7 protein-coding genes are annotated in these 8,954 nt (G+C 65.9%); 2 read left to right on the forward strand and 5 right to left on the reverse strand.

The window, feature by feature from the left end; all coding sequences use genetic code 11:
* Positions 1 to 15: 15 nt before the first annotated feature.
* Together R4P47_RS21770 and R4P47_RS21775 are read left to right on the forward strand one after the other, a co-directional pair.
* Positions 16 to 3,948: a Pls/PosA family non-ribosomal peptide synthetase gene (locus R4P47_RS21770; RefSeq protein ID WP_317785713.1), complete on the forward strand. Its 3,933-nt coding sequence runs from the start codon at positions 16 to 18 to the stop codon at positions 3,946 to 3,948.
* A 6-nt stretch (positions 3,949 to 3,954) separates the two neighbouring features.
* Positions 3,955 to 5,292: a M1 family metallopeptidase gene (locus R4P47_RS21775; protein ID WP_317785706.1), complete on the forward strand. Its 1,338-nt coding sequence runs from the start codon at positions 3,955 to 3,957 to the stop codon at positions 5,290 to 5,292.
* Positions 5,293 to 5,377: 85 nt separating this feature from the next.
* Here the strand turns inward: R4P47_RS21775 and R4P47_RS21780 are convergent, their stop codons facing one another.
* The 5 genes from R4P47_RS21780 to R4P47_RS21800 form a co-directional block, all read right to left on the reverse strand.
* The gene (locus R4P47_RS21780; protein ID WP_094640899.1) at positions 5,378 to 5,572 is read right to left on the reverse strand and encodes a hypothetical protein; all 195 of its coding nucleotides are present in this window, start codon (positions 5,570 to 5,572) and stop codon (positions 5,378 to 5,380) included.
* A 10-nt stretch (positions 5,573 to 5,582) separates the two neighbouring features.
* Complete coding sequence (locus R4P47_RS21785; protein WP_317785707.1) at positions 5,583 to 6,125, reverse strand: hypothetical protein; 543 nt, start codon at positions 6,123 to 6,125, stop codon at positions 5,583 to 5,585.
* 103 nt (positions 6,126 to 6,228) lie between these two features.
* Positions 6,229 to 6,843 (reverse strand): hypothetical protein, encoded by a 615-nt coding sequence (locus R4P47_RS21790; RefSeq protein WP_317785708.1) that lies wholly within the window; start codon positions 6,841 to 6,843, stop codon positions 6,229 to 6,231.
* A gap of 30 nt (positions 6,844 to 6,873) precedes the next feature.
* Positions 6,874 to 8,130, reverse strand: a complete 1,257-nt coding sequence (locus R4P47_RS21795) for an MFS transporter (RefSeq protein WP_269595918.1) — start codon at positions 8,128 to 8,130, stop codon at positions 6,874 to 6,876.
* On the reverse strand, positions 8,127 to 8,783 hold the full coding sequence (locus tag R4P47_RS21800) for a GntR family transcriptional regulator (protein WP_317785709.1): 657 nt from the start codon (positions 8,781 to 8,783) through the stop codon (positions 8,127 to 8,129). The genes R4P47_RS21795 and R4P47_RS21800 overlap by 4 nt, the downstream gene beginning before the upstream one ends.
* Positions 8,784 to 8,954: the final 171 nt, after the last annotated feature.

An 8,954-nucleotide genomic window follows, 5' to 3' on the forward strand; every position in this document is an offset into this window, starting at 1 on the left:
GACGCCCGGTTGTCTGTGCATCAAGAGAACGATCTGCCGGGTTCGAGCGCGGACACCGCGCCTGCACCGGCGGCGTTTCTTCGCTCGTCGCTCGCCCCTCCTGCCCGGACGCTCATCGACGTTCTCCGTGATACCGCTCATCGTTTTCCCGACGCCCCCGCCATCGACGACGGTGCTGTCTCGGTCAGCTACTCCGAGTTGTTGGACGACATCGCCGAGGGCGCGCAGTGGCTCGCCGATGCCGGCGTCAGGCGCGGCGACCGCGTCGGCATCCGCATGCCGTCGGGTTCCTTCTCCCTCTATGTCGCGATCCTGTCGATCCTCGCGGTCGGTGCCGCGTACGTGCCGGTGGACGCGGACGATCCCGAGGAGCGGGCCGAGTTGGTCTTCGGTGAGGCGAAGGTGACGGCCATCGTCACGGCGGGCGGCATCGCGGCCGGTACTGCTCCCAAGCAGGACGCCCTTCCCGAGACCGACCCACTGCCGCCGACTCCCGAGGACGACGCGTGGGTCATCTTCACCTCGGGTTCGACGGGCACCCCCAAGGGTGTCGCGGTCAGTCATCGCAATGCGGCGGCGTTCGTCGACGCCGAGGCCCGCATGTTTTTGCAGAAGGATCCACTCGGCCCAGGGGATCGAGTGCTGGCCGGTCTGTCGGTGGCGTTCGACGCGTCGTGCGAGGAGATGTGGCTGGCGTGGCGGCACGGTGCGTGTCTGGTTCCGGCACCCAGGTCGCTGGTGCGGTCCGGTTTCGATCTGGGCCCGTGGCTCGTCTCCCGCGACATCAGTGTCGTCTCGACGGTGCCCACCCTCGCGTCGCTGTGGCCCGCGGTGGCTCTGGAAGCGGTGCGGTTGCTCATCTTCGGCGGCGAGGCGTGCCCGCCGGAACTGGCCGAGCGGCTCGCCGTCGAGGGCCGCGAGGTCTGGAACACGTACGGCCCCACCGAGGCAACGGTCGTCGCGTGCGCGGCGATCATGGACGGGAAGGGGCCCGTCCGCATCGGATTGCCGTTGGACGGATGGGATCTGGCCGTGGTCGATGCGTCGGGCACCCCGGTACAGGTCGGCGAAGTCGGTGAGTTGGTCATCGGCGGCGTCGGACTCGCTCGGTATCTCGATCCGGCCAAGGACGCCGAGAAGTACGCGCCCATGCCCTCTCTGGGGTGGGACCGGGCGTACCGCAGCGGCGATCTGGTCAAGCTCGAGCTCGAAGGGCTCTTGTTCCAGGGTCGCGCCGACGATCAGGTCAAGCTCGGCGGTCGACGCATCGAGCTCGGTGAGATAGACAATGCGCTGCAAGCACTTCCGGGCGTCGGCGGCGCGGCGGCCGCCATCCGCAAGACCGCTGCCGGTAACTCGGTGCTGGTCGGATATCTCGCCAGCACGAATCCAGATTTCGATCTCGAAGCCGCACGCGAATTGCTCGCCGAGCAGTTGCCCGCGGCATTGGTGCCCAGGCTTGCGCTGGTGGACGAGATGCCAACGCGCACTTCGGGCAAGGTCGACCGCAACGCGCTGCCGTGGCCCCTGCCCGGTATGGCGGGCGCGTCTGCGCTCGGCGGCACGGCGGGGTGGGTGGCCGAATTGTGGACCAACATCCTTGGCGCGCAGGTTTCCGACGAGAACGCCGATTTCTTCGCCAACGGCGGCGGTTCGCTGTCGGCCGCTCAGTTGGTGACGGCGTTGCGCGAACGGTTCCCCGAGATCACCGTCGCACAGCTCTACGACCACCCCCGGCTGGGTTCACTGGCGCAGTATCTCGACGATCTGAAGCCTGTCGTCGAGGCCGTTCCTCGTGACGTGGCCCCGACGTCGCGTACCGCGCAGTGGGCGCAGATCGCGGCAACGGTTCCGTTGACCACCCTGACCGGATTGCAGTGGGTCACCTGGCTCGGGCTGCTGTTCAACGTCATGTCCTGGTTCGGCGACGTGCCCTGGGCTCCGACGCTGTCGTGGTGGTGGGTGCTCGTGGCGTTCGTCCTGTTCATCACTCCGGTCGGCCGGATGGCGATCTCGGTGATCGGATCTCGCATCCTGCTGGCGGGCTTGAAACCCGGCGCGTATCGACGCGGCGGGAGCATGCACATCAGGCTGTGGGCAGCAACGAGATTGACCGATGCCAGTGGTGCGTCGAACCTTTCGGGCGCACCGTGGATGGTCTACTACGCGCGGGCTCTTGGCGCCAAGATCGGCAAGGGTGTCGACCTGCACACGATGCCGCCGGTCACCGGCATGCTCGAGCTGGGCGACGGCTGCTCCATCGAGCCCGAGGTGGATCTGTCCGGACATTGGATCGACGGAGATCTCGTCTACATCGGCGGCGTCGAGATCGGTGCCGGTGCCACCGTCGGTGCCCGCTCGACACTGTTGCCCGGCACCAAGGTCGGCAAGAACGCCGTCGTCACGGCAGGCTCCGCCGTCGTCGGACGGGTGAAGGCCGGTCAGATGTGGTCCGGTTCGCCGGCTCAGAAGGTCGGCAAGGCAGATCATCCGTGGCCCGCGGAAACGCCACCGCGCGCGACGAAATGGGTGTTCGCGTACGGCGTCGCGTCGCTGTTCCTGTCCGGCATGGCACTGTTCTCGATCGGCGTCAGCCTGGTGCTGATGGGCTGGTGGATTCACACCGCGGACTCCGTGTTCGACGCCTTCGAACGTGGTCTGGTGATGTTGCCCGTCGCGACGATGGTGTCGTTGGCGGTGTTCGCGGTGATCACCGTAGTCGCGGTGCGGTTGCTCAGCATCGGACTCGTCGGCGGCTACCACCCGGTGCGCAGCCGCATCGGCTGGCAGGTGTGGGCCACCGAACGCCTGATGGACTCCGCGCGCACCTTCCTGTTCCCGCTCTACGCATCTCTGTTGACGCCGCATTGGCTCCGGCTTCTCGGCGCGAAGATCGGCAAGGACGTCGAGGCGTCGACGGTGCTGATGATCCCCAAGTTCACCACCGTCGCCGACGGCGCGTTCCTCGCCGACGACACGATGGTCGCCAGCTACGAACTCGGCGGCGGCTGGATGCATCTGGGCGACGCCAAAGTCGGCAAGCGGGCGTTCCTCGGCAACTCCGGCATGACCGGGCCCGGGCGAACCGTTCCCAAGAACGGCCTGGTCGCGGTGCTGTCCGCGACGCCGGACAAGGCGAAGTCCGGCTCGTCGTGGCTCGGCAGTCCGCCGGTGCGGCTGCGTCGGGCCGCCGGTAGTGCGGATTCGTCGCGCACGTTCGATCCGCCCCGCAAGCTCAAGGTCGCCCGGTCGTTCGTCGAGACGTGCCGGTTGATTCCCGTCGTCGTGACGTTCGGCATCGGGCTCGGAGTGCTGTTCTCACTCACCGCCATCGCCGACGCCGTCGGGTACTGGTTGGCTGCGTTGCTCAGCGGCGTCGTCCTGCTCGTCGCCGGTTTCGTGGCTGCTGCGGTATCGGCGTTGGCGAAGTGGTTGTGGGTGGGCCGGATCGGCAAGACCGATCACCCGCTGTGGAGTTCGTTCGTGTGGCGCAACGAGGTGGCAGACACGTTCGTCGAGACCGTTGCCGCGCCGTGGTTCGCGCGCGCCGCCGAGGGCACCGCGGTACTGAACATGTGGCTGCGGTGGCTCGGTGCGGACATCGGCCGTGGCGTCTGGTGTGAGACGTACTGGCTTCCCGAGGCGGATCTGGTGACGTTGGCCGACGGTGCGACGGTCAACCGAGGGTGCGTTGTGCAGACGCACCTGTTCCATGATCGGATCATGTCCATGGACACGGTCGATCTCGGCAGAGGCGCAACACTGGGACCACACTGTGTCGCGCTGCCTGCATCGGGTATAGGTGATGGAGCGACGGTGGGGCCTGCCTCCCTGGTGATGCGCGGCGATACGGTTCCCGCGCATACTCGTTGGCAGGGCAATCCGATCGCGCCGTGGGCCAAGGGTGATCCCTTTCCGCGTATTCGCGACGACCGAAACGAGGGGTGATCTACCGTGCCGGACAGGCTCGTGGCACCGGTGTTCGACGTCGACTCCGGTGACAATCCGATCGATACGTATCTTCCGCAGAACGGCAACCGCGGCTATCGCGTCTCGCGCTACGAACTCGACCTCGAGTACAAGGTCGAGAGCAACCGGCTGGCGGGTAAGGCGAAGATCACCGCGGCCACCACCGCGACGGTGTCGAAGTTCGCGCTCGATCTCGGCCCGGCGATGAACGTGTCGAAGGTGTCGGTCAACGGATCGCGTTCGGTGAAGTTCAGCCACCAGCGCGGCAAGCTGAAGATCACCCCGGCCAAGCCCATCGCGTCGGGTGCGGCACTGGTGGTGACGGTGGCGTACGGCGGAACCCCGAAGCCCATCAACGGTTTGTGGGGTGAGGTCGGCTGGGAGGAGCTCACCGAGGGCTCGCTCGTCGCCAGCCAACCCAACGGCGCTGCGTCGTGGTTTCCGTGCGACGACCATCCGGTGTCCAAGGCCAGCTACGGCATCACCATCACCACCGATTCCCCGTACTACGCGGTGGCCAACGGAACGTTGGTGCGCAAGCAGACTCGCGCCAGCCGCACCACGTGGGTGTACGAGCAGCCCGAGCCGATGGCCAGCTACCTCGCCACCATCCAGATCGGTCCGTACGAGCATCGCATCGTCAGCCCGGGACCGGTGCCGATGAAGGCGATCACTCCGCCGCGGCTGCGCGCGCAGTTCGATCACGATTTCGGTCGTCAGCCGCAGATGATGGATACCTTCGTAAGGCTTTACGGCCCTTACCCTTTCGCGTCGTACACCGTGGTGGTGACCGACGACGATCTGGAGATTCCGATCGAGGCGCAGGGTCTGTCGATCTTCGGAGCCAATCACTGTTCGGGTTCCCGGTACTACGAGCGCCTGGTGGCCCACGAGTTGGCGCACCAGTGGTTCGGAAATTCCTTGACGCTCGGCAAGTGGGCCGACATCTGGCTGCACGAGGGATTCGCGTGCTACTCGGAGTGGATCTGGGCCGAGAACTCCGGCGGCGCAACGGCTCACGACAAGGCCAAGCGAGCGCACACCATCCAGCGCGGTCTGGCAATGGATCTGCAACTCACCGATCCGGGGCCGGCGCGCATCTTCGACGACCGCGTCTACAAGCGCGGCGCACTCGCACTGCACGCGGTGCGACGCACCATCGGAGACGAGCGCTTCTTCGGATTGATCCAGGAATGGACCTCCAAGTACCGCTACTCGACGGTGGCAACCGCCGACTTCACCGACCTCGCCTCCCGCTTCGGTTGCCCCCGAAGTCTGTGGGACGCATGGCTGGTGGACAAGCAACTTCCGTCGCTGCCGTAGCTCCCGCGGGCAATCGGCTCCCCAGTTTCGGATATCAGCCTGCAATCGGAGGCCTGAATCCAAGTCTGGGGAGCCGATCCTCCGGTCAGACCCGCCGACGCCGTTTCTGCGCGTAGCCGATGGTCAAGAAGCCCGCCGACATCAACGCGAAAAGATTGATCGGCGACGCGATGGCACGGCCGACACTCGCATCGAGTGCCACGACCTGAAACAGCACCCAACACACGATGACGCCCAGCACCGCGAAAATCGGCCAGGGTCCGGAGTAGTTGTACTTCATGCTCGCTCCCTCAGCAGAACGTTGCTCCACCGGTCAGGCCACCGCCAACAGCTCCGCCGATTGCGCCGACCAAGCCGCCTCCGACAGTACCCACGACCGGGAGCGTCACGGTCCCCACACCGGCTCCTGCGAGCCCGGCCGCGGTGCCCCCGGACACCGCACCTCCCCCGATCCCCGCCAGGCAATTTCCGATACTCAGCGTGGTGACCTCACCGTCGCTGGGCACCGCCACCGCGTGCACTCGGAGGGCGGAGCCCGAAACGGCGTACTGAACCTCGACCTGACTGCCATCTGCGGCGGTGGCCCGCGTAGGCAGCGACTCCGTCGCACCTGTCTCGATATTTTTTGCCGTGGCTGTTCCGTCGTCTGCCACTGCGACGTCGTAGCCGACCAACGCCACAGAGAAGTCACTGTCACTGGTTTTGGCGACTCCGAGGGCGGGCGAATCCACGGTCTGTGCTTGCGCAGGAACTGTTGCCCCCACTATGGAGCCGAGTCCTGCTGCGGCGACGAAGATTCCGGTAGCGATGCGTGATGCGTTGCGCTTGGTCATCATTCCCCTTCGGTTTCAGCACCTCATTTCCTTAACCAAAGTATTGAAATGGCGGCGGGGCCGTCAACCCCTTGGGGTGCAAACCTGACTGTTCACCTCATCGCTACCCGAGCGAGATCATCAGCCCAGCCACGGCGTAGCCGTACAGCGCTACCGTTGCCAGTGCTTGACGCCAAAAGCCCGTCGGGAACGACGCAGCCCAGCGTCCCCTGCCGTCCAGTTGCAGACCGCAGGGGAAGTCGCTGATGGCCATGGCCGATCCAGGATTCTTCGAATGCGCCAGCACCACGCCGGTGGTGAAGGGCAGACCCCGAACGAACAGGTGGCCGCGCGCTTCCCCGGCCCGGTACCGCACCGTTGATTCGGTGACAACCCCTGTGTACCAACGTCGTTGAACGTTCCAGCCGGTGGCGTGCGCGAGCCGAAGGTTGCGACCGCCGCGCAAAGCGGTGTCGATGGTCTCGACGTCGGCGATGACTCCCCACCGCAGCATCGACATCCATCTTGCTACCGCTGAGACGCGAAATACCACTGCACCCAGCAGCACGATCGCGAAGACGTAGGGCACCAGAGCGGGATGCCTCGACCACCACGCAGCCGGCACGATCACCGCGACGAGAAACCAGTACGCCTCACGCCGGTTCCATACTGTGGCACCCGCGATCGCCACCGTCGGAGGCACCCGATGCGGCGGGACCGTGCGCGAGGACTGCAGCATGATGCCGCTGATCCTAGGGCCGAACCGCCCCTACGCGCTCGGCAAGTGCGCAGACGTTTTCGACCGCACCACCAGGCCACACAGTGCCGCCATCACCGCGCCGAAGCCGAAGATGATCGGATACGTGACCACGCCGGGCCATGTCTCGGTCAATGCCGACAGCAGGGCGGGCACCGCGAAGCCCAGGTAGGTCAGCGAATAGAACACCGCGGTGAGGCCGGCGAGATCATCGGGGCCCGCAATGCGTTGCACCTCTTGCAAACCCGAGACCAGCGCCATGCCGTAGCCACACCCCAGCACTGCGGCCGCGATCAGGGCTGCGGCAATGGTCAGCACCGACGCCGCCCACGCCGCGACAGCCATGCCGACAACCAGCAGTGTCAGCGCAACCAGAGCGCCTCGCGCACTGGCGGGAGTGTCGATTCGACGCCCCACGGCCTGAATCGCGAAGCCGGAACCGAGTGCGATCACCGCCATCGCGGCAGACAGGGCGACGGGATAGCCGCCGCCGGGCTCGTCGGCCAGAGCGTCGGCCATCAGTGACGGCAGCACCGCGTAGGCGACGCTCGCGGCACCGAACACCCACGGGGCCAACGGGAGCACCACGAACAGGAACCGTCGATGCGATGCGGACGGAATCCGTAGGTCGTCGAGCAGCTTTTTGTTCTTGGATACCGCTGTGGCAGTTCGAGTTTCGGGAACCGACAGCATGCCGATACCGGCGACGATGCAGATCAGCACGTGCACGCTGTAGGCGAGGTGCGTCGGCCAGGGTGCCCACTGCGCGAGCACACCGGCAACTCCGGCACCGAGGGCGAAGCCCGCGGTCAGCGACATCGCCGCACGGCGCGCTCCGGCACCGGGTTTGGCGTTGGCGTCGCGGCTCGAGAGTTCCTTGACCCAGCTGCCGCCCACGGCCATACCGATTCCGAGCGCGATACCGCTGAGCACGCGACCACCGAAGAGCAGGTACGCGTTGTCCGGTCCGAGTGCGATCAGAATGGACCCGGCCGCGGCAATTGCTGTAGCGGGCAACATGATCGGGCGTCGACCGAGTCGGTCGGACAGCGGTCCGCAGATCAGCATCGCCGGAATGATGCCCAGGACGTAGGCAAACAGGAACGTATCGACCACCACGGCCGAGAACCCGTGGTCGAGTCGGTACATCACCAACAGCGGCGTGAACTCGTTGCCGCCCCACGCGACAGCGAACATGCCCGACGCCACCAGCAGCCAGCGTCGCGCAGTCGTCTCGATGTCTCGATCGTTCGTGATCGTCTCGCTCATCGTGCTCCCCCTTTGTCCGGTCGTAGGCCGTGCACCCCGAGCATGTGTTGTTCGACGGCCCGCTCGAATCCGTCTGCATCTCCCGCCTCGATCAGGTCGGCGAGTCGGCGATGGTCGTCGACGATGCGGGAGATCTGCCCCGGATCACGCGTCACCGAGGCTGCGGTCATCCGGCGTTGACGCTCGCGAAGTCCGTCGTAGAACGCGTCGAGCAACGGGTTGCCGCCCGCATGGACGACGGTGCGATGGAAGTCGGCGTCGACGGCGCTGAACTGCGCGGCGGTACCGTCGACCGCCAACTTTTCCTGCAGCTGCAGGTTTTCGCGCAGCGCTTCGACCACGCGTTTGCGAGCCGCAGCGTCGTCGATGAATGCGCGAACGCTGCCTGCCTCGACGAGTCGACGCGCGTCGACGACGCTCTCGGCCTCACCCACCGCGATCGGCACCACCAGTGCCCCGCGCTTGGGATAGAGCCGCATCCACCCCTCGACCTGCAGACGCAGAAACGCCTCGCGTACGGGTGTGCGACTGATCTCGAGTCGGGTGGCGATCTCACCCTCGCTGACGAGCTCACCGCCGGGCAGTTCCCCCGAGACGATGAGCTCCTTGACCGTCACATACGCCGTATCGGCGGCAGATTTCGTCTCGGACACAACATAGATACTAGATGCACCTCAACTGTGCACCAATTCGGGACCCGAAAAAGTCCACTCAACGTGACATTGACTACCGAAAAGGCCACCGAACGATGCTCCTATGTCTGTCAAGGGCTGGGTGTGGGCTTCAGTAGGCCGAATATTTCGCGGGCGATGGCGCGTTTGAGG

The organism is Rhodococcus sp. IEGM 1370, from assembly GCF_033142325.1.
In the GTDB taxonomy this organism is placed as follows: domain Bacteria; phylum Actinomycetota; class Actinomycetes; order Mycobacteriales; family Mycobacteriaceae; genus Rhodococcoides.